A 25814-nucleotide genomic window follows, 5' to 3' on the forward strand; every position below is an offset into this window, starting at 1 on the left:
GAGCATTAAAACTGGTAGTGCCAAGAGATACCGATGTGTGATGCATCTACATCTTTATCTAGGATTTCTACTGGTAGGCTCATACGCTGACCTAATAGTTGAGTTACTTTCCGTGACTTAATTGTGTAGTCCATTGGTACATAACGCAGTTCGAACCAGCTATTCATATGCTCAACTTTGTAGCCAAGAGAAAAGACTGCAGCAGCAGCGTTATCGTACTCAGTTTTGCTTGTTACAATATTTGTGTAGTCAAATTCAAACTCAGGATTTAGATGTAATGTCAGACCGATACCGAATTTGAACTTCTCATTAATATGGTAGTAAGGCACAGCTTCAAGCACATAACGTGTGATTTCAATATCGGCATTATCTGCTGAGTCAGTATCGAAAAAGTAGCCAACATTTGATTGCACAGACCATGCTTTATTAAAAGTGTATTCAACACCCGCACCAATATTTAAAAAGTCACCCGCTTTAATGTTTTCGCCACCGGCGTCTTTACCTTTGTCATCTTCATAACTGATTGATGCCAACTTATCGCCACCGTCAGTGATACCTGCAAATACAGAAAACTTAAAAGGAGATTGAGTTGCTTGTTCAGATTGTTCTGCAGTTGCGTTGAAGCTGAAAAGAGCCGCTAGGCTTAATGCGCTAAGAGTGTATTTCATATTCGTTAATTCCATTTCGATTTTCGAGCGCGGGATTATATGGAATCGTTGTTAAAATTGAAACAAATTCATAACTAAGAATGTAAAAGATTATAAATAGTAGAATGTTACAAGAGGTGGCCCTTCAAGTTTATTTGAAACTAAAGGGCCGAGTTACTAAAGGGTAACTTTTACATACTCTCCAGGTGCATCATAGATACCCGGCTTTTCGTCAGTATGCGTTGCTCTGGCGTCTACTTTTGTGTCATTTAGATTGTTAAGCCACTGGTGCCAGTGAGGCCACCAAGAACCCGGTTGATGCTGCGCTTTATCAAACCAATCTTGCGCTTCGCCTTTGGCCTCTGGGCCATAGAAATAACCATATTTATTTGCCTCAGGCGCATTAATTACACCAGCAATGTGGCCACTCTCACCCAGCACAAAAGTCACAGGGCTTGCGGTATTTTGCACACCTTTAAATGTGGCTTGCCATAGCGCAATATGATCATCTCGAGTTGAAAGCATATAAATCGGTGTTTTTACCTTGCTCAAATCAATTTTAGTACCACGAATACTGATCGCTTTTGGCTCTACCAGCTTGTTTTCTAAATAGAGGTTACGCAGCATAAAATTATGACATGCTGCAGTCAGGTTGGTGCTGTCACCATTCCAATAGAGCAGGTCCATATTCATAGGTGTTTTGCCTTTGAGGTAATTATTCACATAATAATTCCAGTACAGGCTGTTTTCTCTGAGCATACTGAATGCGGTGCCTAGCGAGTGACCATGCATGACACCATTTTCAGTATTATAAGCCTCAAGCGCTGCGATTGTTGGCTCATTAATAAAGACACCAATTTCTCCAGGTTGCGCAAAATCGAGTAATGTGGTTAATAAGGTCGCACTTTTGATGCGCTGTTTCATACGTTTTGCTGTGAAATAAGCCAATGTTGTGGTCAGCAAAGTACCGCCAATACAATAGCCCATAGCATTGACATAGCTTGTGCCTATATGTTTTTCGATGGCATCAAGGGCAGCTATCACGCCATCGACCACATAATCTTCAAAGCTGATGTGTGCCATACTCGGATCAGGGTTTTTCCACGACATCATAAATACGGTATGGCCCTGATCGACAGCCCATTTCACCATCGAGTTTTGTTGTTGCAAATCTAAGATGTAGTATTTGTTCACATAAGGTGGAATGATTAATAGCGGCGTCTCGAGTACTTGCTTTGTGGTTGCACTGTATTGGATTAATTCAAATAAATGGTTTTGATACACCACACGACCTGGGGTAGTGGCTAGGTCTTCACCGAGTTTATAAGCTTGCTCTTCAGTCATACTAATACGCAGCATGTCTTGGCTCTTGGCTAAGTCTTTTTTAAGCAGCTCAAAGCCCTTTACTAGGTTTTCACCTTTTGACTCTAGGGTGAGTTTCAGTAGTTCTGGGTTAGTGCTGATAAAGTTACTGGGCGCAAGCGAGTTAATGGTTTGTCTGGCAAAAAACTCAAGGCGTTCTTTTTGTTTTTCGTCTAGTCCTTGAGTATCACGAATGTTCTGCAGCAGTGACTCACCAAATAATAAGTAACTTTGTTTGATGTAGTTAAACCATGGGTTTTGCTGCCATTGATCGTCTTTAAAGCGGCGGTCGCCACGCTCTTCACTGATGATAGGCGCAACGTTTTCGTCACCGGCTTGCATCGCGTTTTGCATTATCTGTAATTGCTGCTGCCACCAGTTCGTTTGATTCTTTATTAATGTCTCAGGCTGCTGGCTTAGCGCTTGCAACCAGGTATTAAAGTCTTTGCTGTTTTGTTCGTTTAAAGCTTGTTGAACAGGGCTTTGTTGGCTCAGGCTTTGAGTAAAGGAGTTAAAAATTTCTTGGTTTTGTTGCCACCAAGATTGCATCGTAGCATTTAAGGCGTCGTTATCCATCTTCATCATGATTGTCCTAATGACACAACTAGACGCTGCTTGGGTGTCGCAGCATAGAGGCAAGAAGAGCAGGCAGCAGCAGAAATACCGCTACCTAAATAAGTCTTAAGCTTGAGCAGTTTGCATTTGCTCTTTAGTTAAAGCTTCAAGGTTGTCTTTAAATTCTTGACCTAGTTTAGTTAGCTTTTGACCGTCTTCGATCATCTGCTGGCTTAACTGCGTCATAGCTGACACTTGGCTTAAGTTAAAGTCGATTGCAGATTTCACATCTTGTACTTCAGTCGCAGCTTTTAATTGCGATACAGAAGCGTTAGAGATGTTTTGTACTGCATCAATTTGAATGCTCGCTAGCTGTTCAATATTCTTTGCAACAAGTTGATTGAACTTGATTGCCGGGCCGAAAAATTTTTGGTTTTGTTCAGTTAGCGTGTTTAGTAAATCAGTGTACATAACGTTTTCCTTTTGAGTCGTTGAGATTGTGCAAAAATGGGTTGAGCGTTAACTGCTTACTCAACTAACTTAATTCATGTATAAACCGCCGTTTAAGGCGAGTGTTTCACCTGTGATATAAGCCGCATCGTCAGATGCTAAAAATCGTACAGCCTTGGCGACTTCTTCTGGAGTCGCTAAACGTTGCATAGGCACTTGTCCGCGAATGTTATCTAGTACCTCAGGTTTCATTGCTGCAACCATCGGGGTCTCTGTATAACCAGGAGCAACCACATTCACAGTGACACCCGCACGCGCACCTTCATAAGCAAGAGATTTAGAAAAGCCGATCATGCCCGCTTTTGCTGCGGCATAGTTTGCTTGTCCAAATTGGCCTTTTTGACCGTTTACGCTGGATATGTTGATGATACGACCTTGTTTTTGTGCACACATATGCGCAAACAAAGGTTGGGTCATGTTGAAAAGCGAGTTTAAGTTGGTATCGATCACTTCGCGCCATTGCTCAATCGACATCTTTTTAAATGTGGTATCACGTGTGATACCCGCATTGTTGACTAACACATCAATGTGTTGATGCTCTTCGATGAGGTCGTCAAGAGCAAGTTTACAAGCTTGAGTATCAGTGACATTTAAAAACGCTGCTTGTACTTGTTTTGGGTTGATGTTTGCTTCATTTAGCCATTGATCAAAGTCAGCTTGGGTTCGACGTTGGCTCGCAACGGCGATAACGAAGAATTGGTTCTCTACAAGAGATTGAACGATGGCTGTACCAATGCCACCAAAGGCGCCAGTTACAATGGCAGTTTTTTGTATATCCATGATGATTTCCCTACATCTTTTATGACAATTTAACTGCATTTGTCATGTTTGTTTGTGACAACAAACACTAGTGAAATTCACTTGAGTGATCGTTAAGTGACTTCATTATTTGCGAAAAAAGTGACAGTTTTTTAACCAAACCATGACCTTTTTAAGAACTCACTCTTGTGGCTTAATTTAAGCGTAAACCTCTCTGAGCGATTTGACATATAGTCTATCGTTATGCTCGAAATTTGCACAATTTATAACTTGATCTAAATCTAGTTTTCTTTACTAAACTAAAGATAAGGCATTAAAAAGGTTTAGCTATGCGAGTAAAGTCATCATTACTGGTTTTTAAAATTGCATCGAGTACGTGTGTATTTTTAATATGTTTAGCAAGTTGGTTTATGTACTCCCATATTGATCATACCCAGCAAGTCGAATTGCAGTTGAACCGTTTAAAACTTGCGGCAGCTAGATTGATAGGGGTCCAAAACGAATATATTCAAGAGCGAAAGCCAGAATTAATAAGTGCTTTTGATGTGCATTATTTTCAATTTGAGAATGAATATGGACAGCTTGCTAAATTGCTATTAGACGAGCCCAAAGTATTACAGCAATTGGCTGCAATTGAAGCCGATATTTCAAATATCAAACGCACCTTAACACGCTTCGAACAGTTTCAAATAAAACTCGGCTATGAAGCTGATAATGGTGTGTATGGTGCGTTTAGGCGCAACGTCCATCAATTACAAGACTTTGTACAAAATGCTCAGCAGCCAAGACTAGAACTGAAAGTACTGGAGCTACGCAGAGCTGAGAAAGATTTTTTACTTCGTAACGACCATGTTTATTTAGAAAATCATGAAGCGATATACGACGTTTTATACAAAAGCTTACAAACAGAAAATACCCAAGCAGCATTATTGCTAAAGTCATACCGGCAAGGTTTTTTGTCTTATATCGCGGTGTTATCAGAAATCGGTCTGAATTATAAAACTGGGCTGCGTGGTGAGTTAGATCGTTTGAAAAACAGTTTGACGACAAAAATACTTGGTCTTAGTAATACGGTGATTTTGCAAGATCACGATACAAAACAAACGTTAGTGGTACTGTTGTTAGGCGTGATTATTCTCATATGCTCAATCTGTTTTGTGTTGCTGATGATATTGCATACAAGGGTCTCAAATAAAATTAATGTGATTAATGATGTTTTAGACAGGGTTGTTGAGCATGAAAACTTTAAACTTAGGACTAACCTGAATAATACCGATGAGTTAGGTCAAATAGGCACGCATGTAGATAAATTACTAGAATACCTTGATGGCTTATTAGCGCGTTTGTCTTCGGCGCAAAAGCGCCTGTTAGAAGATGCTGAAGTGGCAAGCTTCAGTAATGTCATCAATCGCTTTGCCCAAGAGTTAAACGCCCCTCTCGGTGAGGTTAAAAGTGGCAAAGGAGACATGGCAGAGTTAATTGCTATCTTAAAAAGTAATTTAAGAGATGAACTGGATGAAAGCACCTCCATTTCTGAAATGATAAATCATCTAGAAAGTACGCTGGATATTATTGAGAGCAATTTAAAAGTCAGTGAGCAACTTATTGAAGAATTTAAACTTATTTCTTCTAATCAGCACTTTGATGATCTGAGCTACTTTAATTTACTTGATCAAGTAGAGCAGGCTTTTCGAAGTAACGACGTTTTATTAACTGCAGATGACTATGATATCACCTTTGATATTTCAGAAGGGTTGTTTATTAATAGCTACCCCTCAGCAATCAATCAGATCATTAACTTGTGCATTCATAACAGTATTAAACATGGCAAAATAGCCAATCAGAAACTCCATATTGTGGTGTCGGCAATGGTTGTAAATGACTTTGTGCATATCTATTTTAAAGACGATGGTATGGGCATAGACAAAGAAATTTTACCGGTTATATTTGAGCCGTTTATTACCTCAAAACGTCACAGTGGTGGTACTGGTCTAGGCATGAGCATTATTTATAATTTAGTGACGCAGAAGTTAAAAGGTGAGGTGAAAATGCAAAGCCCAGCGCATGGTGGTGCTTGCCTTCACATCATATTGTCAGAGACTGAGTTTTCACAAAAACAATTATCTGACATGAGCTCAGAGGAAATGGATTAGTGCTTAAATGATTCATACCTCCCCTCAAAATAACTCACTTAATTAAGAGGATTGGTATTATTTAGATAGATGAGTAAATTCATCCATAAAACCAAGTTTAAAAACAAAAAAGCCATGATTCTCATCATGGCTTTTTATGTCACTTTAGCGGTTAAGCTTTTTTACTCGCAACCCACTCGTCAACGAACTTTTCTAGTACGTTAAGCGGCACTGGGCCATTTTTCAGTACCACATCATGGAACTGACGAATATCAAACTTGTCACCAAGCTCTTTCTTAGCATCTTCACGTAGCTCTAAGATCTTAAGCATGCCCACTTTATAAGCGGTTGCTTGTGAAGGCATTACGATGTGACGCTCAACCATTTTAACGCCGTCAGACTTAGCGTTAGGGGTATTATTCACGTAGTAATCGATACCTTCTTGGCGAGTCCACTTCATCGCGTGAATACCAGTATCTACCACTAGACGACATGCACGCCACAGCTCCATCGCTAGACGACCGAAATCTGAATATGGGTCTTCATATAGGCCCATTTCTTTTGGTACTAGCTCAGAGTATAAACCCCAACCTTCGATATACGCGGTGTATCCGCCGAATTTACGGAACTTAGGCACACCTTCAAGCTCTTGCGCGATAGCAATTTGCATGTGGTGACCTGGGATACCTTCGTGGTAAGCAAGTGCTTCCATTTGGTAAGTAGGCATTGCTTCCATGTCATAAAGGTTTGCGTAGTAAATACCAGGGCGAGAACCATCTGGCGCAGGCTGCTGGTAGAATGCTTTACCTGCCGCTTTTTCACGGAACGCTTCAACACGTTTAACAATCATGTCTGCTTTTGGCTTAACAATGAAAAGCTCATCAAGGCGAGATTTCATATTGTCGATCATCGCAGTTGCATCTTTAAGATACTTCTCTTTACCTTCATCAGTATTAGGTAAGTAGAACTGCTTGTCAGTTTTCATGAATTCCATGAACGCTTTTAAGTCGCCTTTAAAGCCAACTTTATCTTTGATTTCACGCATTTCGTCATGAATACGTGCTACTTCAGCAAGACCAATTTCGTGGATCTCTTTCGCAGTTAAATCTGTGGTTGTTGTGCGAGCAAGGGCATTGTTAAAGAATGCTTCACCTTCAGGGAACTTCCAAGCACCATCACGGGTATCTGCTTTTTTCTCAAGCTTAGCTAGGTAGTTAATTAGCTTGTTGTAAGACGGCTTGATAGCGGTTTTAAGCGCTTCTGTCGCTTCATTGATAAGGGCTGCTTTTTCTGAATCAGCGATCTCTAGTTTGTTCACTTTGCGTTTGAAGTCAGCAAGTAATGTAGAGTCTTCACCTTTTTCAAACGGCGCACCCTTAATGATATTCTTACTTGAATCAATTACATGTGGGAATACAAACTTAGGTGCAATAATGCCTTTTTGCGCACGGACCTCTAAAGAGTCGATAAGTTGATCGAATACTTTAGTGACGCCATTTAAACGTGAGATATACGCTTTCGCATCTTCAACATTCGTGATTTGGTGCTGGTTAATTAAAAATGCAGGTACCATTGAGTGCGTACCAAACATTTGGTTTACCGGGTAGTTATGGTAGCGCCATTTGAAATCAGCAATACCATCTTCTAAACGTTGCTTCATCAAATCGTAACTAACCTGCGTGTTAGCATCTAGTTTACTGCGGTCGATTGCAGTTAAACGAACTAGATCTTTTTTAGCAATTGCTAAGTCTTCTAGTGCACGCTCTTCACTGTCGTCATCCCACTTGTCGTAGTCTTTTTTGATACCCATGTAAGTTTGATATACAGGGCTTCGCATTACGCCATTCATGAAGACTTCTTCGAATAGCGCATTGGCTTTTTCTACTTCGCTTTGAACAACTTGGACTTGCGGTGCAGGAGCAGGTTTTTCAGCAGTTTGCTGACAACCAGCCAAAAATGCTGCGCTGATTGCTGCAGCAATAATGGTGAGTTTACGCATTGTTATCTACCTTTGAGTTTTTTGTACGCTATGGATTATCCTTGGCGTATTGTTATTTTTATAAAAACAGCCGAAACCGTTTAAACAAATAATTCTAGCAGGTCATTTAAAAAACGGTGGCCTTTATTTGTAACCAACCATGAATGACCCAAATCTTCTATTAATTCTTTTTCAAGCGCAGTGTTAATTGCAGCCTCAATCTCGTTCAATGACAAGCCTGAATAGTCTGTGAACTGTTGCTTATTGCATGGTTCACGTAGTCTAAATTGGTTCATAAAGAACTCAAAAGGGCGGTCTTCTTTTTCTACTTGCCAGCTTTCATATAGATAAGGCTTGCTGAGATCCATATAGCCACGAGGGTGCTTCACTTTTACGGTACGTAAAATGCCGCTATGTTCAGGTTGAGTTATCTTTCCGTGGGCACCACAGCCTATGCCCAGATAATCACCAAAGCGCCAATAATTTAAATTGTGCTTACATTGGTAACCAGGCTTTGCATAACCTGAGATTTCGTAGTGCTCATAACCTGCTTCAGCCAGCAATTTTTGCCCTTGCTCTTGGATATCCCATAATGTGTCATCTTCAGGAAGAACCGGAGGTTTAGAGGCAAACTGAGTGTTTGGTTCAATGGTCAATTGATACCAAGATAAGTGAGGAGGGTTAAGCGCAATCACTTTGCGTAAATCACTTAACGCATCTTCGACACTTTGGCCCGGTAAGCCATGCATTAGATCCATATTAAAAGAATTTAAGCCTGCGGCTTGTGCCTCTTTGGCGGCGTTAATGGCTTCATTTTCACCGTGAATACGACCCAGCGATTTTAACTTGTCGGCTTGTAAACTTTGCACACCTATCGAAATACGGTTAATACCCGCTTCAACATAATGCTTAAACTTATCTTTCTCTACCGTGCCAGGGTTCGCTTCTAGGGTAATTTCAATATTGTCCTCAAAGGGAATAAGCTTTTCTATTTCGGTTAATAACCATTGATAGGCCTTACCCGATAACAAACTTGGCGTGCCACCGCCGACAAAAATACTGTGTAATTTGCGACCTTGCACTAAATGCAGATCAGCCTGCAAGTCGTGAAGTAAGTGTTGAATATATTCTTGTTCAGGAATTTCACCCTTTTGACCGTGGCTATTAAAGTCGCAGTAAGGGCATTTTTGCACGCACCAAGGTACGTGCACATATAAGCTTAGAGGAGGAAGTTGCACAATTAGCCTTTTAATTTAGCAACAAGTTGCTTAAGTGCCTGACCACGATGGCTCAGGGCATTTTTTTGCTCCTTGGTTAGCTGAGCAGACGTGCATCCTTCGCTTGCTACATAAAACACCGGATCATAACCAAAGCCTTCACGACCTTGTTGATCTTCTGTGATGGTTCCTTCCCAGCTTGCTTGGCAAACAAGTGGTGTAGGGTCATCAGCATGACGCATATAAACTAGCACACACCAGAAGCGCGCTGAACGTACTTCTTTATCTTGCATCTCAGCCAGTAACTTGTCGATATTGTTTTGGTCGTTCGCATTGTCACCAGCAAAGCGTGCTGAATACACGCCTGGCGCGCCGTTTAAGGCATCGACTTCAAGACCCGAATCATCGGCTATAGCAGGAAGCCCTGTTATTCTTGCTGCATGGCGTGCTTTGATAATGGCGTTTTCGATGAAGGTAGTGCCCGTTTCTGGCACGTCAGGTACATCAAACTGACTTTGTGGTAATACTTCAATGTTTAACTCATTAAGCATTGCACCCAGCTCTTTCACTTTACCTTGGTTGCCTGTGGCAAGAACGATTTGTTGACTCATCAGTAAATTAGTCCACGTAGAATTTTTGTTGAAAGTTTAAAACTTGGAAGTTGTTACCTTGGTTAATGTTGATTTTGAAGCGATAAATTTCTTCGTTTCGAAAATCAACCTGAGCAAGATAATAAATGGCATCACCATCAACGACTTCTTTAAACTCTAATGTTTGTTTACTGCCTAGTAGGTTTTTTGCTTCACCAGTCAATTTGGCTTTTTGAGCTGGTGTGCCTTCTTTATTGGCAAGTACAGATATATTAATAATGCCTTTGTAGTTACTACGTTCTAGCCCATAGGCTTTAGCGATATTTGGCTGAATAAAAGTAGAAGGGAAGGCGATGTAGTGTACTTGCCATGGGCCGAGCTCTTTATATTGTCCGCCTTGTACTGAATCAGCTGAAGTAACAAAACTGCTTAGAGCTAGGATTAAAGTAATCAAAATTCGCATAAATACTCCTAATTAACCTAATAAGTCCACGATTAATAATTGAACGAATTGCAGACCAATAATTAATACCAAAATAGATAGGTCTAAACCGCCAAGAGGCGGAATAACTTTACGAATTGGTCGCAGCATAGGCTCAGTCAGTTGATCAAATACCGCTGCAATAGGGTTATAACCCTGTGCTACCCAGCTCATGATTGCTCTTATAATCAATACCCAAAATACCAGCGTGAAGGCTTCTTTCAAAACGGTAACAACCCCTGTAATTGCAGCACCTACAGGCTCCCAGCCGCCATAAAACATCACCATAAGTAATGATACCTTGGCAAAACCAACTAAGAAGGCGAGCACCAATGAGGCGAGGTCTAGACCTCCGACGCCAGGAATGATTTTACGAAGAGGGTTTATCGCAAAAGAAGTGGCTTTAACAACGGTCTGACTCAGTGGATTATAAAAATCTGCGCGAACCAGTTGCAGCCAAAAACGCAGTAACACGACCATTAAAAATAGGTCGAATACAATACCAATTAAAAATTGCATAGCAGTCATGGCTGCCTCCTAGATCTGTTGTTCCATTTCTTCAGCGCGAGCGATACAGGCGTCCATAGCGTCGGCAACGGTAGTTTGTAAGTTTTGTGATTTTAAGTATTCAACAGCCGCGTGTGTTGTGCCGCCTTTTGATGTCACATTGGCGCGCAGTTGTTCGAGTGAAATGTCATCATTGGCAAACGCCATTTCAGCGGCGCCTAATGCAGTTTGTTGTACCAGTAATCGCGCTTGTTCATGGCTAAAACCAAGGTCTACGGCTTTTTCAGCAATAGATTGCATAAATAAGAAGAAATAAGCAGGAGAAGAACCGGTTACAGCAATGATGTCGTTAATTTGCGACTCTTGCTCTAACCAAAGCGCGATACCTGTTGCACTGAACATGTTGGTTACAATGCTTTTTTCTTCATCGCTAATCGCATCGCTGAATAAGCCACTGACGCCTTTACCTAATAAGCTTGGTGTATTTGGCATACAGCGCACAAGTTTTGCATCAAAACCTAGCATTTCGCGCAAGCGCTTTACTGTAATACCTGCTGCAACTGAGATAAATAGTTTGCTACTCATGTCTATGCCTGCGTCTTGGAATGTTTGGCAAAGCTCAGCCATCATCTGTGGTTTAACAGAGAGTACGATAATGTCGGCTTGCTTAACTGCCGCAAGGTTATCCGATGTGGCGTTCACACCTAAGTCAGCTTCAACTTTTGCTAGTTTTTCTGGATTACGGTTGGTAGCAATGATGCTGCTCGCATCGAAGCCATTTTTTACCATACCACCAATGATGGCATAGCTCATGTTACCTGTTCCGATAAACGCGATGGTTTTATTTGACATAGTTTGTGCTTACCTTATTGTCTTTTTCCAAAAATGTCGGTGCCAATACGCACCATGTTTGCCCCAGCAATGATAGCAGGCTCTAAGTCCTGACTCATGCCCATAGAAAGGGTATCTACTTGAGGATATTGGTGCTTTAGTTTATCAAAGCAAGCCCGCATTTGCTGGAAATATTGTAACTGTTTCTGTTCATCATCAGTTTTTTCAGTGATGGTCATTAAACCACGCAGGTTTAATTGACGTGCATCAGCAATAAATGCAGCCAATTCATCTAGCTCTGAAAGCTCACAACCCGACTTATTTTCGTCTTCGCTGATATTTACTTGGATCAGGATGTTCAATGGCATGAGGTTGTTTGGACGTTGTGAGTTTAAGCGCTTTGCGATTTTTAAACGATCCACACTTTGCACCCAGCTAAAGTGCTCAGCAATATGGCGAGATTTATTTGACTGAATAGGGCCAATAAAGTGCCACTCAATGTCTTTTTTATCTTTTAATTGCTGAATTTTATCAACGGCTTCTTGTACGTAAGATTCACCAAACAGACGTTGTCCTGCTTCATAGGCTGCTTCAATGAGGTCGATAGGTTTGGTTTTAGATACGGCTAGTAATTGCACTGTATCGGAAAATGGACTGTTTTGTTCTGCTTTTATCACGCGATCGTAGGCGCAGCTCAGACGTTCTGCTATTGTAACCATATTATATTTCAGCTCGTTGTGGAGTCATACATGGATATTACTGAATTATTGGCCTTTAGTGTTCAACATAAAGCCTCGGATTTACATTTATCATCGGGGGTTTCACCGATGATCCGGGTTGACGGCGATGTGCGTCGTGTAAATATTCCCGCATTAGAATCGAAAGACGTAAATAGCCTCGTTTACGATATTATGAATGATAACCAGCGAAAGGACTATGAGCAAAATTTAGAGGTGGATTTTTCTTTTGAAGTGCCTAATTTAGCGCGTTTCCGTGTTAATGCCTTCAACACCAGTCGTGGTCCTGCAGCGGTATTTCGTACTATTCCTTCAACGGTTCTGTCTTTAGATGATTTAGGTGCGCCAGATATTTTTAGAGATATCTCAGATAACCCTCGAGGTTTAGTACTGGTTACTGGGCCGACAGGCTCTGGTAAATCAACCACCTTAGCTGCGATGGTCGATTATATTAATAACAGCAAACATCACCACATTCTAACCATCGAAGACCCAATTGAATTTGTACATCAAAATAAACTCAGTCTTATTAACCAGCGTGAAGTGCATAGAGATACACACAGCTTTAAAGCGGCCCTTCGCTCTGCGCTGCGTGAAGACCCTGATGTTATTCTAGTGGGTGAATTACGTGATTTAGAGACCATTCGTCTAGCTATGACAGCAGCTGAAACAGGTCATTTAGTGTTTGGTACTTTGCACACCACATCAGCACCCAAAACCATTGACCGTATTATCGATGTATTCCCGGGTGAAGAAAAAGACATGGTGCGCTCAATGTTATCTGAATCACTGCAAGCGGTTATTTCTCAAACATTGGTTAAAAAAGTAGGTGGGGGTCGTGTGGCAGCACACGAAATTATGCTCGGTATTCCGGCAATTCGTAACCTTATCCGTGAAGATAAAATTGCCCAGATGTACTCGGCAATTCAAACCGGTGCCATGCATGGTATGCAAACCATGGATCAGTGTTTAAAGAATTTGGTTAACCGTGGCCTTATTACGGCACAAGATGCGCAATCTAAAGCGCACGATAAAGCACAATTTGGTCCAAACATGTAGGAGTGACGAGCATGCTACTTAATCAATTCTTACAAGCCATGGTTGACCGACAAGCATCAGATTTATTTGTCTCTGCTGGTCTTGCTGTCAGTGCCAAAATTGATGGGGAATTAACGCCTTTAAGCGAAGAGCGTTTAACACCTGAAGCCTCTCTGGAGATCGTAGAGTCTGCGATGAATGACAGGCAAAAAGAAGAGTTCTATCGCGAAAAAGAATGTAATTTTGCGATTGCCACAGATGAAGGACGTTTCCGTGTTTCTGCATTTTGGCAAAGAGATTGTGCAGGTATGGTATTGCGTCGCATTGTGACGCAAATTCCCGATGTGAATGATTTGGGTTTACCTTCAGTTTTGACGGATGTGATCATGTCAAAACGCGGCTTAGTGCTGTTTGTGGGTGGTACAGGTACGGGTAAATCAACATCACTAGCAGCACTGCTTGGCTATAGAAACCGTAATCAGCGTGGTCATATTCTAACAATTGAAGATCCAATTGAATTCGTGCATGAGCACAAAAAAAGCATTATCACGCAACGTGAAGTAGGTATTGATACAGAGAGCTTTGAAGCCGCGCTAAAGAGCTCTTTGCGACAAGCTCCAGATGTTATTTTAATTGGTGAAATTCGTTCTCAAGAAACTATGGAATATGCACTTAGCTTTGCTGAAACAGGCCATTTATGTGTGGCAACACTGCACGCAAATAACGCTAACCAAGCGATTGACCGTATTATGCACCTGGTTCCGAAAGAGAAACATGATAAGCTTAAATATGACTTAGCTTTGAATCTGCGTGCCATTGTTGCTCAGCAACTCGTGCCTTCAGCGAAAGGGGAAGGGCGTGAAGCAGCCATCGAGATTTTACTTAACTCGCCAATGGTGGCTGAGCTTATCAAAAAAGGTGATATCGGCTCGATAAAAGAAACCATGGCAAAGTCTAAAGAAATGGGTATGCAAACTTTTGATCAGGCCTTGTTTGAGCTCTATAAACAACGTCGTATTAATTATGCAGACGCACTTCACTACGCAGACTCGCCAAATGATCTACGCTTAATGATAAAGCTGCAGAATAATGAGCAGCAAGGTGCAGGTTTCTTACAAGGTGTGACTGTTGATGGGTTGGATTCAAAATAACTCTTTAATAAAAATTACACTTTTTTTCTGTCTTTTAGTGAGCGCACTGCAATGCGGTGCGGCTCATGCCCTTGATAACAACAAAATTCAAATTTATGTCAGAGATGACGTCTATAACGATTACAAACGTTTTCTAAATGGTCGTAGTGTAAGTGAGATCAGCGATTTCTCTGGACGATATACTCGCCGTGATGTGGTCGATATGATTTTAACTCAACAGGCATTACGTTTAGGTGGGTTTGAGAAAGAGTTTGAGTATCAAACCGGAAACTTTAATTTCACCAATACCAAGTTGCTGCAACAAGGCAAATTGTTACTCAGTATGGATAGCTATTGGCTTGAAGATGCAAAGCACTTGAAGAGTTTGTTTATGTCAGTGAGCCTTTAATTAAGCGTGGGCAATACTTTGCTGGCATCTTTCATGCGCAAGATAATGAGAAGGTAAAGCAACTCAGCGAGTTTTCTCAGTTAGTAAATTATACATCAGTGAGTACACCGCGCTGGCGAACAGATTGGGAAACGCTTCACAATTTACCGCTAAAAAAACTGTATGTTGAGCATGAGTGGATATCACAAGCGCGAATGGTAAATATGAAGTGGGCTGATTTTATGTTGATGCCGTTAATGCCTAGCTTAAATAATGAATTCAATCTAGAAGGGATTAAATTGGTTGCCCATCCAAAGCTTGTGGTTTTATTAGATGGCAGTCGACATCTAGTGGTCTCTAAAAAGCATCCATATGGTGCCATGGCATTTAAAGCTTTAGCAACGGGGTTGGCCATGCTTAATGAGCGAGGAGTGATATTAAAAGCATATCAGCAGGCAGGTTTTATACCCGATTTAAACAAATATAAAGTGCTTAACCAGTTACCAGAAACAAACACTAAAAAATAACAAATGGGGCAGCGCTAGCCCCATTGTGATTCGAAAAAGCTTTCTAAAATGATCACAGCAGACATACTGTCTACGTTGCCCTTACCTAAATTTCGATAGCCACCTTGCTCAAACAAACGCGCTTTCGCGTCAGTGGTAGTTAGTCGCTCGTCTTGAGTTTCAACTTGCAGTTTAAAGTTATTGTGTAAGCGATTAGCAAACTTTTTTGCTTGGAACGTGACTTGTTGATTCGTGCCATCCATATTTAAAGGCAGTCCAACTACCAATAAATCAGGCTTCCAGTCTGCTATGTGAGCGCCAATTTCATCCCAGTTAGGAATGCCATCGCGTGCCTTTACAGCGCCAACACTGTTAGCTGTGCCTGTGATCTCTTGACCAACAGCAATACCAATACTTTTAGTACCAAAATCAAAGCCCATTACCGTTCTTTGGCCAATGGGCGTTTTTTCTTTTTTATCTGTCATGAATTCTATTCTGTGTTAGGCGTGGCCAGCGATAGTCGCAAGTTTTGAGACATCGAAGCCTAGCATTTCTACGGCTTTTTGCCAGCGAAGCTCAACGGGGGTATTAAAAATGATTGCAGGGTCGGCTTTAATCACTAACCAACTGTTTTCTGAAAGCTCACGCTCTAATTGGCCTTGCTCCCAACCCGCATAGCCAAGCGTTATAATAAAATCACTGGGGCTATCGTCATAAGTTAAGCTTGCTAGCACATCTTTAGATGTGGTGATCATGATCTCTGAGCTAAGCTCTTGACTCGATGAGTAACCGTATTTAGGCGTGTGAAGCACAAACCCTCTGTCGGTATGAACTGGCCCTCCAGCAAATACATGGCGATTAGCCGCCTCACTCATCTTGTTATTTTCGATATCAATTTTATCTAGTAGCTCACCAACAGTGACATTGACAGGGTGGTTAATTACCAATCCCATCGCACCTTCTTCATTATGCTCACAAATATACGTCACACTTTGCTTAAAATAAGGGTCTTGCAAACTGGGCATAGCAATTAAGAAATGATTCTCTAATGATGATTGCATATTGATAACCTTAGGTTAGAAGGTGGGGCATAGATTGCCCCATTTGTTTATCTATTATGGGCGAGTTTTCCTTCTATCGCCTCATAGAATTTATCCATAATTGAAATATCAAACGCCGCTTCTATTTCTTTTACGCAAGTTGGCGCTGTGACATTGATTTCTGTTAGCTTGTTACCAATGATGTCTAAGCCAACAAAAATTAGACCTTTTTCTTTTAGAATTGGTGCGACAGCTTGAGCGACTTTCAGGTCGTCTTCACTGATTGGACGCGCTTCACCACGACCGCCAGCGGCCAAATTACCACGTGTTTCACCGCCTTGAGGGATGCGCGCTAAACAGTAAGGGATAACTTCACCATTCACAACCAGAACACGCTTATCGCCTTGCTTTATCTCTGGAATATACTGTTGTGCCATCGCAAAGCGGCTGCCATGTTCAGTTAAAGTCTCACAGATCACGCCAATGTTAGGATCGTCTTGTTTGACTCTGAATATTGATGCGCCACCCATGCCATCAAGTGGCTTTAAAATGATGTCGCCATGCTTGGTTAAAAACTCGCGAATTTGTGCTTGAGAGCGGGTTACTAACGTATCTGGTGTGTGCTCACTAAACCAAGCAGTAAATAGCTTCTCGTTAGCATCGCGTAGACTTTGCGGCTTATTAACGACTAAAGTACCGGCATCTTCGGCGCGCTCAAGAATATAGGTTGCATAGATGTATTCAGTATCAAATGGGGGATCTTTCCGCATTAAGATCACATCTAGGTCACTCAGTGCAATGTCTTGCTTATCTTCTAGCGCATACCAGTTGTCTACGTCGTCAAATACGGTTGCTTTAGCTGCGGTTGCACGAGCTTGTCCTTGGTATAAAAACAAATCGTCCATTTCCATGTAGTAAAGCTCATAGCCACGTTGTTGCGCACTGAGCATCATGGCAAAGCCAGTGTCTTTTTTAATATTGAAACCACTGATTGGATCGCTAATGATACCGAGTTTAATTGCCATAATGTTTACCTAGTTATTTGAATGTTTTAATCAATATGGGGGTAGAAAAGCACTTTTAAAGTGCTAAATCACCAAATTGCAATTGTAGTGCGCTTAACACAGTTAAAGCGGCAGTTTCAGTACGAAGTACACGCGGGCCTAAACGAACATCAACAAAGCCTTGTTCAGAGGTCGCAGCCATTTCTTCATCAGTAAAGCCGCCTTCAGGCCCCACTACAAAACGCACTCCATGTGCTGGAGCTGGTAAAGTTTTGATGCTGTGCTCGGCACGAGGGTGCAGCGTTAACTTTAGTTCTTCACTTTGCTGTGACAGCCACTCAGAGAGCTGTACGGGAGGGTGAATTTTAGTTACAAAGTTGCGACCCGACTGCTCGGCAGCGGCAATGGCGATTTTTTGCCATTGCTGATGTTTTTTAGCAAGACGATCACCGCTTAGTTTTACCCCACAACGAGTCGTGAAAAGTGGCGTAATTTCGGTAATGCCAAGTTCTACCGATTTTTGAATGGTGAAATCCATTTTGTCACCGCGAGAAATGCCCTGGCCAAGATGAATTTTCAAAGGTGATTCAACGTCTATTTCTTTGAACTCTATTGGCATTGCAGTAACTGATTTCTTACCTACTTCAGTCAGGTTACATAGATATTCACCACCTTCGCCATTAAATAACGAAACTTGGTCGCCTTGCTGCATTCTTAATACTCGACCAATATGGCCAGCGGCATCATCAGAAAGCTGAACAGGGGTATTGAGGCTAAGCTCTGAAGGTTGATAAATATGAGGAATGCGCATAATAACTAGACTTAGAAAAATAGATGCGGCAATAGTAAGGCTAAGCGAAAGCGACGTCTAGTCATTCTCTAATTTACACAAAGACTCTGCAATGGATTTATCCTCTTCATCTAAGTGTTCAGTATGGCAAGACATATGGTTTTCTTGAAAACTATCTGGAATTTGACTGTAGTTATAGCCTTCAGGAGTCAGTTCAACGAGGAATCTTATGGGGTGAAGTGAATTAAAAATAGCCCTTTGCTCATCATTCGCTAAGTGAAAATCCAAATCATGGATAATCACTCCTGCGATTTGATGGTGTTCTAACAGGTAAGCGGCAAGCTCAGTCACACTGATCTCGTTGGCAAAGTCACAATAGCAGTAGTCTTTTATGAGGTTGTCGAACATCATTTTTACCAAATGACGTGTGTCTTCACCTGCAACAATAATGTGCTGCGGCTTGTTTGGAAATTGCTGATTTTGATAGGTCACAAAGTCCCTGCTGAACTCGGCGTTACTATCTATAAGTAAAAAGTTTTCAAAACAAGTCGCCATACTTCCACCATGCTTCAGCCAGCGAAGTCATTCACTAAACTGAAAAGAGATTAATAAGTAAATAGCCCATAGCCGTGAAAACTGCAAATTCTATACAGGCAACACCAATGTTATCTTGGTGATCTACCTCAAGTCCGACATTCACTTTCGGCAATGCAAAATGAATTAAAGAATAACTTGTTATGTAAAGTAAGGCCCACATAACGCCGCAGTGTAATAACACACTATTAATGTTCTCGACTATGGTTGCACCATGGTATGGGGCACTTTGTAAACCTGCAAATAGAGCCAGAGCAAGGCCGACCGTTTTACCCGCATAGCGAATACCGATAGAAGTATTCGCTAAATTAAAATTTTGCTGTAAAGAAGCACCTTGGTTTGCTTTAGCAAAACGCATTTCTCTGAGTTTACTATCAATAGCAAATACGAGTTGTAAAACAATAAAGCTCAAAGTGGCTACGAGTAAATCACTGACGCCTTGCGGGTGAAGCCAATGGAATATACCGAGGACTAATATGGTGTTGCCGAGCAACATGCCCGAATCGACCAATGCTGCACAGATATTTTGTTTCATGATGGCTTTTTCTTCATTGAAGCGGTTTAAAATCCATTTACGATGAATGTACTGACCCAACAGAATAAAACAAAACGTAATCACAATAGTGAGTACAGCAAGTGCAATATGACCTGCAACTAAATGCTCATACACATCGGGGAAGATATAAGCACCCGTGATCGCGATAATACCTATCTGACAGGCGTAGTTAATACCAAAGGCAAAATTGTCGCGTTTGGCAATTTCGGACTCAAGCGCTTTTTTCGCTTTGTATTGAATAATAAGCCGATGGCCAATGACTATTAGGCAAGCTAAAACAAAGCTACTTAAAATCACAAAAATATTGATATCGAGTAAAGACAAATATGACATATAACGTGTAATGTTATGGTTTTAATAGATTAACTATAACGACTCCCAACTCATTGAGCTACCTAGCTTTGGAGATTTTTTATGCGTCAGGTCGATTTTCCTCATTCATTTTTACAATTAGCCAAGCAGCGTTGGCAGCAATTATATGGCTCTGAGCCATATAATGAGCAGTTAGGACGGTTAATTGGCCTAAGTGATTTTGCATTTAGAATTTTAGAAAAACGACCTGAATTAGGATTTTGGTTACGACAACAACCATTAGAGTGTCGTTCAGTGCCTGCACCATTAGGTGAAAATTTAAGTGAATTAAATGAATCAGAGTGTTTTCGTCAGTTAAGAGCCTATCGACAGCAATATTGGCTGAAAGTGATGTGGTTAGATCTCGTTCATCACAACCCGATTGCAGACAGTATCAAATATATCTCTACTCTTTCTGAAACACTCATCGCAGCAGCTAATCAGTGGGCGTTTGCACAAACAGTAAATCAATGTGGTACCCCGATTGATGAGCAAGGGCAACCGCTTCCAATGTTGGTTTTAGGAATGGGTAAGCTAGGCGGGGGAGAATTAAACTTTTCATCTGATATCGACTTGATCTTTACTTACCCTCGAAACGTGCCGACGCAAGGGGGCCGGCGCAGTTTTGAGGCGCAAGTCTTTTACACCAAGGTTGCGCAAAAGCTTATCAGTGCGCTTAATCAAGTGACCGCTGATGGTCAAGTCTTCCGAGTTGATATGCGCTTAAGACCTTTTGGTGAAAGTGGACCTTTGGTTATGAGCTTTGCTGCTATGGAAGATTATTATCAGGATCAGGGCCGCGAATGGGAAAGATATGCGATGCTCAAAGCAAGGCCATTAGGTGAAGAAAATGCTTATTGGGATGAATTCAGGCAGCTACTTAAACCTTTTGTATATCGCCGTTATATCGACTTTTCTGTGATCGAATCTTTAAGAAAAATGAAGCACCTGATCTCGCAAGAGGTCCGCCGAAAAGGGTTAGTAAATAATATAAAGTTAGGGGCTGGGGGGATCAGAGAAGTCGAGTTTATTGTGCAAGCCTTGCAAATGATCCGTGGCGGTCGTGATGTCGATTTACAAACCCCGTCAATAATGGAAGCGATGCAGGCACTCACTTCGCTGGGCATTTTACCTGAGGATGTCAGTGATAGTTTAAGCAAAAGCTATTTGTTTTTAAGAAGAGTTGAACAATACCTTCAGGCCTTTGATGATCAGCAAACACAAACGCTACCAGACACCGCTATAGGGCAATCCCGTTTAGCTTATTTGCTGGGCCAAGATGACTTTTCAAATAGTTTGCCGCATATCAATCAAGTTATGGAGTCTGTTCGCCAGGAGTTTGCGCTTGTGGTGGGTGATGAGCCGCAAGAGCAGAGTAACTATGACGATAGCTTTAGTTATGCTTGGTTGCAAAGAGACTGCTTACAGCTAGAAGGTATTTTGGAGCTAGCTCAGTTAGAGCAATGGCAACAAGTGTTGACTGAATTTGATGGCAAGCTCAATAAGCGCCATGTTGGAGTTCGAGGTCGAGACATACTCGATAAGCTAATGCCTGCGTTATTACATGCTTTAGCACAGCAAAGAAGTTCGGCGAAGTTACTGCAGCGGGTTTTAAATATTGTCGAGATGATCGCTTCCCGAACGACTTATCTAGAACTCTTGTTTGAAAATCAAGGGGCGTTAAAGCAGCTTGTATTGTTGTGTGGTCACAGTAAGTGGATAGCCGAGCACATAGCGAAGTATCCAATTTTGTTGGATGAGCTTATCGACCCTGCCGCGTTATATAAGCCTCTTCCACTAGATGAATATCAAAGAGAAATTCGTCAGTATTTTTTGCGTATTGAACAAGACGATCTTGAATTGCAAATGGAAGCGTTAAGACAATTTAAACAGGCGCATCAGCTTCGCATTGCCGCAGCAGATGCTACAGGCGTATTGAGCATAATGAAGGTGAGTGATCACCTTACCGCACTGGCTGAAGCAATTGTTTCGCAATCGGTTAATTTGGCTTGGCAACAAATGGTCAGTCGTTATGGCGAACCGCAAGGCTGTGATGAAATGAAAAAGGGCTTTGCAGTCATCGCATATGGCAAGGCTGGTGGATTAGAGCTCGGCTATGATTCAGATTTAGATCTGGTTTTTGTTCACAATCAGCAGGGCGATAGCTACACCACGGGTGATAAACAAATATCTTCTCGCCAGTTTTACTTAAAGCTAGCACAGCGCCTTATGCATTTATTCAACACTCGCACTGCTTCGGGTATTTTATATGAACTCGATACGCGTTTAAGACCTGAAGGCAACTCTGGCTTGCTGGCAATTAACATTGAGAGTTTTTACCATTATCAACAGTCGCAGGCTTGGACTTGGGAGCATCAAGCGCTTACTCGAGCTCGAATGATTTACGGCGAGCCAGAACTACACAGTCGCTTTGCTGACATTCGTAAAGACATTTTATGTTCTGAACGTGAAGCTGTTAAGCTAAAAGAAGATGTGGTTAAAATGCGTGAAAAAATGCGAGCTCATCTTTCTAAAGACAGTGAGCATGAATTCGATTTAAAACAAGGGCTAGGTGGTATGACAGATATTGAGTTCATTGCTCAATATCTAGTGTTAAAGCATGCAGCAAGCAACTCAGCACTGACGCAATACCCAGATAATATCCGTATTTTAGAAAGTGCGGCTGAGCAAGGGGTGATCAATGCAGAACAACAAGTTGCATTGACAGATTGTTACTGTTCTCTTCGTGAGCATTACCATCTTAATAGCTTAAACCAGCAAGGGCGATGCGTGTCGAGAGAGTTAGTGCAAACACAAGTCGAGAAAGTACACAGTATTTGGCAGCAACTTTTCGAATAACGCCTATCATATTAATCTTCACGATTTAGGGGCTGTATTAAACAGAGTTCCGAATAAGCAAAAAGGGCGTTATAGCGCCCTTTCTTTTTGAAAGTATCGCTACTTTGCAAGCTATAAACTTAAGCAATGCTTCACTTTGTTAAGCGACGGCAGTTGTTGCGTACAAAATGCGATGGGTTTTCGGTAATAACGGCTGCTCGATAATTTGGGCAGAAGAAAGTATATACTTCAAATTCGAAATCATCGTTGATGGCACGGCCAACCTGATAGAGTGCAGAAATAAAATTGCTGTCTACTCTAAAGTTATGCTTAACCACATAATCTCTTTCTAGATACCAAAATAACTCAATGCCTTCTTCTCGAGCATAATTTGCCATAACACTTTTTAGGGTACCGCCAGATTCAAATCGTCTTGCAGCTAACTCTCCGGTCCAACTTGGTGATGAGGGTTTTACCACAAGCCCTCGCTGAGCGAGTGCATCATCAAGGGGGAAGGTCGGCTTACCTAAATTTATAACGTATTGGTCTCGCTCAGTGTTTCTTTCATTTACTCTATTTCGAAAGCTTTCATAAAATTGTGAAAGGCCTTGCGCTGCAGCGTTAGTCGTTTTGGTCATATCCATATTAGAAGGTAAGGCACCATTTAAAACGTAATAGGCTGCTGCAATTAAAATGGCACTCAAAATGATATGCTTGCCCCAGAAGCTTAATGTAGAGGACTTTTTTCTTTTATTTTTTTTAGCCATACAAGATACTCACTTTATTTGTAGTATGACGGTGCATTTTCGTCAGGTCGGGTTTTAAAGCGACGATGCAACCACATATATTGTGCACGCGCTTTGTCTATAGATAACTCCATACGTTCGTTCACGCGTCTTACGTCACCATTGTCATCGCCACTTGGAAAGTTTTCTAGCGGCGGATGAAACTCAAGGTGATATTTACCGAATTCATCACGAGTACCAGATAAGCTTAAAGTTTCACAATGCTTACTTGCTGAAAACAGCAGGGTACCTGTTGTTGTTGCTGTGTCTTTTACGGCGTAAAAAGGCGTAAACTCACAGCGATTTCTACCATAATCTTGATCTGGTAGGTAGTAGCACATTTTCTTATCTTTTAATGACTGTAATAGGCCTTTCACATCTCTTTTGCCTATTAACGCATCGTTTGAACGCAAACGACCGCGGGTCATAAAGAATTCCATCAAGGCATTATTGTGTGGACGATAAAACCCAACTCCAGGCTGTATTGAGCCCACAATTCGACCCAACATTTCCAGGTGTAGCATATGAGGTACTAATAGTAAAACGCCTTTACCACTGGCTTGTACACGCTCTACATGCTCAAAGCCTTTGATTGAGCCAATGACGTTTTTGACTCGCCAGTTTGGCCACCACCACGCCATACCTGTTTCTAAAGTTGCGATACCCGTATTTTGCATGTTCTCTTTGACAAGTTTAGCTTGTTCGGCTTCGCTCATATCAGGAAAGCATAGCTTTATATTTACTTCGGCAATTTTGCGGCGTTTCTTTACATATTTATGTACTAATACTCCTAGACCCTTGCCAAGAATAAATTGTATTTTTTGTGGTAACCAAGAAATAAGATAAAGAAAAAGGATGCCAAGCCAGGTTAACCAATACTTTGGTGCCAAAAAAGCAAGTTTAAAAGATGGATTTGTGACCACAAAAGTTCTCTCGTACACTGAATTGACGATAGTTTAACGATAAGCTTTTAAAAACACAAAAGCCGACTAATGTCGGCTTTTGAAAAATGAAGTTTAAGTGTCTGTAATACAGAACTTAATTTTAGCCTTCAACAAGACCTTTGTTGATTGCTTCAAGATCTGCTCTTGAAAGCGTACCAGCTGCTTGCTTTAGTTTTAAAGAAGACAACACGTATTGGTAACGCAAGTTAGCTAGATTCTTTTTCGCAGCATATAAATTTTGCGTGCTAACAAGTACGTCAACAATAGTTCGAGTACCAACCTCAAAACCCGCTTCAGTTGCTTGTAATGCACTTTCAGCTGAAACAACAGCTTGCTCTAGTGCTCGGTAAGTTGCAACATCAGACATGACCTGGTTGTATGATGTAATCACCGAGCGCGTAATATCACGCATACTCTTTTCTAAATCTTCACTTGCTGCAACGAAGTTTGCACGAGCTTGATCTGTTGCAGCCTGTGTCTTACCACCTGAATAAATTGGCACGTTAAAAGTTAGGCCAACTTTAGTTGTATCACCACGAGGCTTTCCATCTGCACCGGCAACATTTGATAGGCTATCAGTGTATGAAGCATCGAAGCTTAATGTTGGGTAGTGGCCAGCTTGCGCTCTGTCGATTTCGTCTTCAGCGATATCTAAAGTTGCCTTAGCGATCTGCAAAGATAGATTGCGATCTTTGGCTGTTTCAACAAAGTCTGTTGATTTCTTGCTAGGTTTTACAGTTGAAAAAGTATCTGTGTTTAGGGCGTCAAGTTTGCTGTGGTATTTACCCGTGATTGTTCTGAGTGTTTCACGTGCAGTTTCAACATCATTTGAAGCTACAATCTCATTAGCAACCGCACGGTCAAATTGTGCTTGTGCTTCGTGAACATCAGTTATAGCCGTAAGACCCACTTCGTAGCGCTGTTTTGTTTGCTCAAGCTGACGTTCGATTGCACGTTTTTCTGCTTGTACGAATTCAAGGTTGTCTAATTTACTTAAAACATCGAAGTAACCTTGCGCGATGCGAATGATTAAATCTTGTTGCGCTAATGCATATCGAGTATCAGACTGAAGCGCTTGTTTTTCAGCAATGCCTAAACTTTCCCAAACACCTAAACTGAAAACGGTTTGCGAAAGAGAAAGCGTTCTAGTGAATGAGTCTGATGATGAACTACCAAAAACATAACCTTGTGTGTCATTTCCCTCGTAACCATCGGAGTCTGTTTCGCCATAGCTCATTGAGAAACCTAATGTTGGTAGTAGCTCACCTAATGCGCGGTCTTTAGCAAACTTTTGTGCGTCTGCTTGGGCTTTTGCTTTTAATACCGTAGGATCATTGGCAGTTGCAATGTCGTAAACTTGTAATAAATCTTCGGCTTGAGAAATCGTGCTGGTTAAAGCGCATGATAAACCAACAAGTAGTGATAATAAGCTTTTTTTCATTTGTCGCTCGATCCTTAGACAATTTTTAATTGAGAGTATGTTACCGTGTTTTTATCAATAGCAAAGGGGTAAATACGTAAAAGTTTACGTTCAAGTGTAACAG

26 protein-coding genes are annotated in these 25814 nt (G+C 41.4%); 6 read left to right on the forward strand and 20 right to left on the reverse strand.

The window, feature by feature from the left end:
• Window positions 1-5: 5 nt before the first annotated feature.
• The 4 genes from ACH784_RS04560 to ACH784_RS04575 all read right to left on the reverse strand — a co-directional run bounded on the left by ACH784_RS04560 (window position 6) and on the right by ACH784_RS04575 (window position 3854).
• Window positions 6-668 carry a hypothetical protein gene (locus ACH784_RS04560; protein ID WP_404393813.1) on the reverse strand — a complete coding sequence of 221 codons (663 nt, stop codon included), beginning with the start codon at window positions 666-668 and terminating at the stop codon, window positions 6-8.
• Between the two features lie 156 nt (window positions 669-824).
• Window positions 825-2591 (reverse strand): class I poly(R)-hydroxyalkanoic acid synthase, encoded by a 1767-nt coding sequence (gene phaC / locus ACH784_RS04565; RefSeq protein WP_404395186.1) that lies wholly within the window; start codon window positions 2589-2591, stop codon window positions 825-827.
• Between the two features lie 99 nt (window positions 2592-2690).
• Window positions 2691-3035: a phasin family protein gene (locus tag ACH784_RS04570; protein ID WP_138567068.1), complete on the reverse strand. Its 345-nt coding sequence runs from the start codon at window positions 3033-3035 to the stop codon at window positions 2691-2693.
• 69 nt (window positions 3036-3104) lie between these two features.
• Window positions 3105-3854 (reverse strand): SDR family oxidoreductase, encoded by a 750-nt coding sequence (locus ACH784_RS04575; RefSeq protein ID WP_404393814.1) that lies wholly within the window; start codon window positions 3852-3854, stop codon window positions 3105-3107.
• Between the two features lie 308 nt (window positions 3855-4162).
• Between ACH784_RS04575 and ACH784_RS04580 the strand changes: the two genes are divergently transcribed.
• The gene (locus ACH784_RS04580) at window positions 4163-5986 is read left to right on the forward strand and encodes an ATP-binding protein (RefSeq protein ID WP_404393815.1); all 1824 of its coding nucleotides are present in this window, start codon (window positions 4163-4165) and stop codon (window positions 5984-5986) included.
• A gap of 151 nt (window positions 5987-6137) precedes the next feature.
• On the opposite strand, the gene ACH784_RS04585 is transcribed toward ACH784_RS04580, so the two are convergent.
• The 7 genes from ACH784_RS04585 to ACH784_RS04615 form a co-directional block, all read right to left on the reverse strand.
• On the reverse strand, window positions 6138-7964 hold the full coding sequence (locus tag ACH784_RS04585) for a DUF885 domain-containing protein (protein ID WP_404393816.1): 1827 nt from the start codon (window positions 7962-7964) through the stop codon (window positions 6138-6140).
• Window positions 7965-8044: 80 nt separating this feature from the next.
• A complete protein-coding gene (hemW, locus tag ACH784_RS04590; RefSeq protein ID WP_404393817.1) occupies window positions 8045-9181 on the reverse strand; it encodes a radical SAM family heme chaperone HemW in 1137 nt (378 codons plus the stop codon).
• A gap of 2 nt (window positions 9182-9183) precedes the next feature.
• Window positions 9184-9771 (reverse strand): XTP/dITP diphosphatase, encoded by a 588-nt coding sequence (locus ACH784_RS04595; RefSeq protein WP_404393818.1) that lies wholly within the window; start codon window positions 9769-9771, stop codon window positions 9184-9186.
• 7 nt (window positions 9772-9778) lie between these two features.
• A complete protein-coding gene (locus ACH784_RS04600) occupies window positions 9779-10213 on the reverse strand; it encodes a DUF4426 domain-containing protein (protein ID WP_404393819.1) in 435 nt (144 codons plus the stop codon).
• A 12-nt stretch (window positions 10214-10225) separates the two neighbouring features.
• Entirely contained in the window at window positions 10226-10759 is a 534-nt protein-coding gene (locus ACH784_RS04605; protein ID WP_404393820.1) for a YggT family protein, read from the reverse strand.
• 9 nt (window positions 10760-10768) lie between these two features.
• Window positions 10769-11590: a pyrroline-5-carboxylate reductase gene (gene proC / locus ACH784_RS04610; protein ID WP_404393821.1), complete on the reverse strand. Its 822-nt coding sequence runs from the start codon at window positions 11588-11590 to the stop codon at window positions 10769-10771.
• A gap of 14 nt (window positions 11591-11604) precedes the next feature.
• The gene (locus ACH784_RS04615) at window positions 11605-12288 is read right to left on the reverse strand and encodes a YggS family pyridoxal phosphate-dependent enzyme (protein WP_404393822.1); all 684 of its coding nucleotides are present in this window, start codon (window positions 12286-12288) and stop codon (window positions 11605-11607) included.
• Window positions 12289-12318: 30 nt separating this feature from the next.
• Between ACH784_RS04615 and ACH784_RS04620 the strand changes: the two genes are divergently transcribed.
• From ACH784_RS04620 to ACH784_RS04635, 4 genes are all read left to right on the forward strand, one after another.
• Window positions 12319-13365 carry a type IV pilus twitching motility protein PilT gene (locus ACH784_RS04620; RefSeq protein WP_404393823.1) on the forward strand — a complete coding sequence of 349 codons (1047 nt, stop codon included), beginning with the start codon at window positions 12319-12321 and terminating at the stop codon, window positions 13363-13365.
• A gap of 11 nt (window positions 13366-13376) precedes the next feature.
• Window positions 13377-14495 (forward strand): PilT/PilU family type 4a pilus ATPase, encoded by a 1119-nt coding sequence (locus tag ACH784_RS04625; RefSeq protein WP_404393824.1) that lies wholly within the window; start codon window positions 13377-13379, stop codon window positions 14493-14495.
• Window positions 14473-14883 (forward strand): hypothetical protein, encoded by a 411-nt coding sequence (locus ACH784_RS04630; protein WP_404393825.1) that lies wholly within the window; start codon window positions 14473-14475, stop codon window positions 14881-14883. Before ACH784_RS04625 ends, ACH784_RS04630 begins: the two co-directional genes overlap by 23 nt.
• Before the next feature lie 98 nt (window positions 14884-14981).
• Window positions 14982-15389 carry a hypothetical protein gene (locus ACH784_RS04635; RefSeq protein ID WP_404393826.1) on the forward strand — a complete coding sequence of 136 codons (408 nt, stop codon included), beginning with the start codon at window positions 14982-14984 and terminating at the stop codon, window positions 15387-15389.
• Window positions 15390-15403: 14 nt separating this feature from the next.
• On the opposite strand, the gene ruvX is transcribed toward ACH784_RS04635, so the two are convergent.
• The 6 genes from ruvX to ACH784_RS04665 are packed head-to-tail and all read right to left on the reverse strand — an operon-like array spanning window position 15404 to window position 19685.
• Complete coding sequence (gene ruvX, locus ACH784_RS04640; RefSeq protein WP_404393827.1) at window positions 15404-15853, reverse strand: Holliday junction resolvase RuvX; 450 nt, start codon at window positions 15851-15853, stop codon at window positions 15404-15406.
• Window positions 15854-15868: 15 nt separating this feature from the next.
• Window positions 15869-16429 (reverse strand): YqgE/AlgH family protein, encoded by a 561-nt coding sequence (locus ACH784_RS04645; protein WP_404393828.1) that lies wholly within the window; start codon window positions 16427-16429, stop codon window positions 15869-15871.
• Window positions 16430-16476: 47 nt separating this feature from the next.
• Window positions 16477-17433: a glutathione synthase gene (gene gshB / locus ACH784_RS04650; RefSeq protein WP_404393829.1), complete on the reverse strand. Its 957-nt coding sequence runs from the start codon at window positions 17431-17433 to the stop codon at window positions 16477-16479.
• Between the two features lie 55 nt (window positions 17434-17488).
• Window positions 17489-18223, reverse strand: coding sequence for a 16S rRNA (uracil(1498)-N(3))-methyltransferase (gene rsmE, locus ACH784_RS04655; RefSeq protein ID WP_404393830.1), 735 nt, complete (start codon window positions 18221-18223; stop codon window positions 17489-17491).
• Window positions 18224-18280: 57 nt separating this feature from the next.
• Window positions 18281-18757 carry a hypothetical protein gene (locus ACH784_RS04660; protein WP_404393831.1) on the reverse strand — a complete coding sequence of 159 codons (477 nt, stop codon included), beginning with the start codon at window positions 18755-18757 and terminating at the stop codon, window positions 18281-18283.
• Window positions 18758-18791: 34 nt separating this feature from the next.
• Complete coding sequence (locus tag ACH784_RS04665) at window positions 18792-19685, reverse strand: hypothetical protein (protein ID WP_404393832.1); 894 nt, start codon at window positions 19683-19685, stop codon at window positions 18792-18794.
• A gap of 81 nt (window positions 19686-19766) precedes the next feature.
• Between ACH784_RS04665 and glnE the strand changes: the two genes are divergently transcribed.
• Entirely contained in the window at window positions 19767-22562 is a 2796-nt protein-coding gene (gene glnE / locus ACH784_RS04670; protein ID WP_404393833.1) for a bifunctional [glutamate--ammonia ligase]-adenylyl-L-tyrosine phosphorylase/[glutamate--ammonia-ligase] adenylyltransferase, read from the forward strand.
• Window positions 22563-22693: 131 nt separating this feature from the next.
• On the opposite strand, the gene ACH784_RS04675 is transcribed toward glnE, so the two are convergent.
• From ACH784_RS04675 to tolC, 3 genes are all read right to left on the reverse strand, one after another.
• On the reverse strand, window positions 22694-23308 hold the full coding sequence (locus tag ACH784_RS04675; RefSeq protein ID WP_404393834.1) for a TcpQ domain-containing protein: 615 nt from the start codon (window positions 23306-23308) through the stop codon (window positions 22694-22696).
• Window positions 23309-23322: 14 nt separating this feature from the next.
• On the reverse strand, window positions 23323-24249 hold the full coding sequence (gene lpxL, locus ACH784_RS04680; protein ID WP_404393835.1) for an LpxL/LpxP family Kdo(2)-lipid IV(A) lauroyl/palmitoleoyl acyltransferase: 927 nt from the start codon (window positions 24247-24249) through the stop codon (window positions 23323-23325).
• A 121-nt stretch (window positions 24250-24370) separates the two neighbouring features.
• Window positions 24371-25711 carry an outer membrane channel protein TolC gene (gene tolC / locus ACH784_RS04685; protein WP_404393836.1) on the reverse strand — a complete coding sequence of 447 codons (1341 nt, stop codon included), beginning with the start codon at window positions 25709-25711 and terminating at the stop codon, window positions 24371-24373.
• Window positions 25712-25814: the final 103 nt, after the last annotated feature.

Source organism: Pseudoalteromonas phenolica, from assembly GCF_044788725.1.
GTDB classification, from domain to species: domain Bacteria; phylum Pseudomonadota; class Gammaproteobacteria; order Enterobacterales; family Alteromonadaceae; genus Pseudoalteromonas; species Pseudoalteromonas phenolica_C.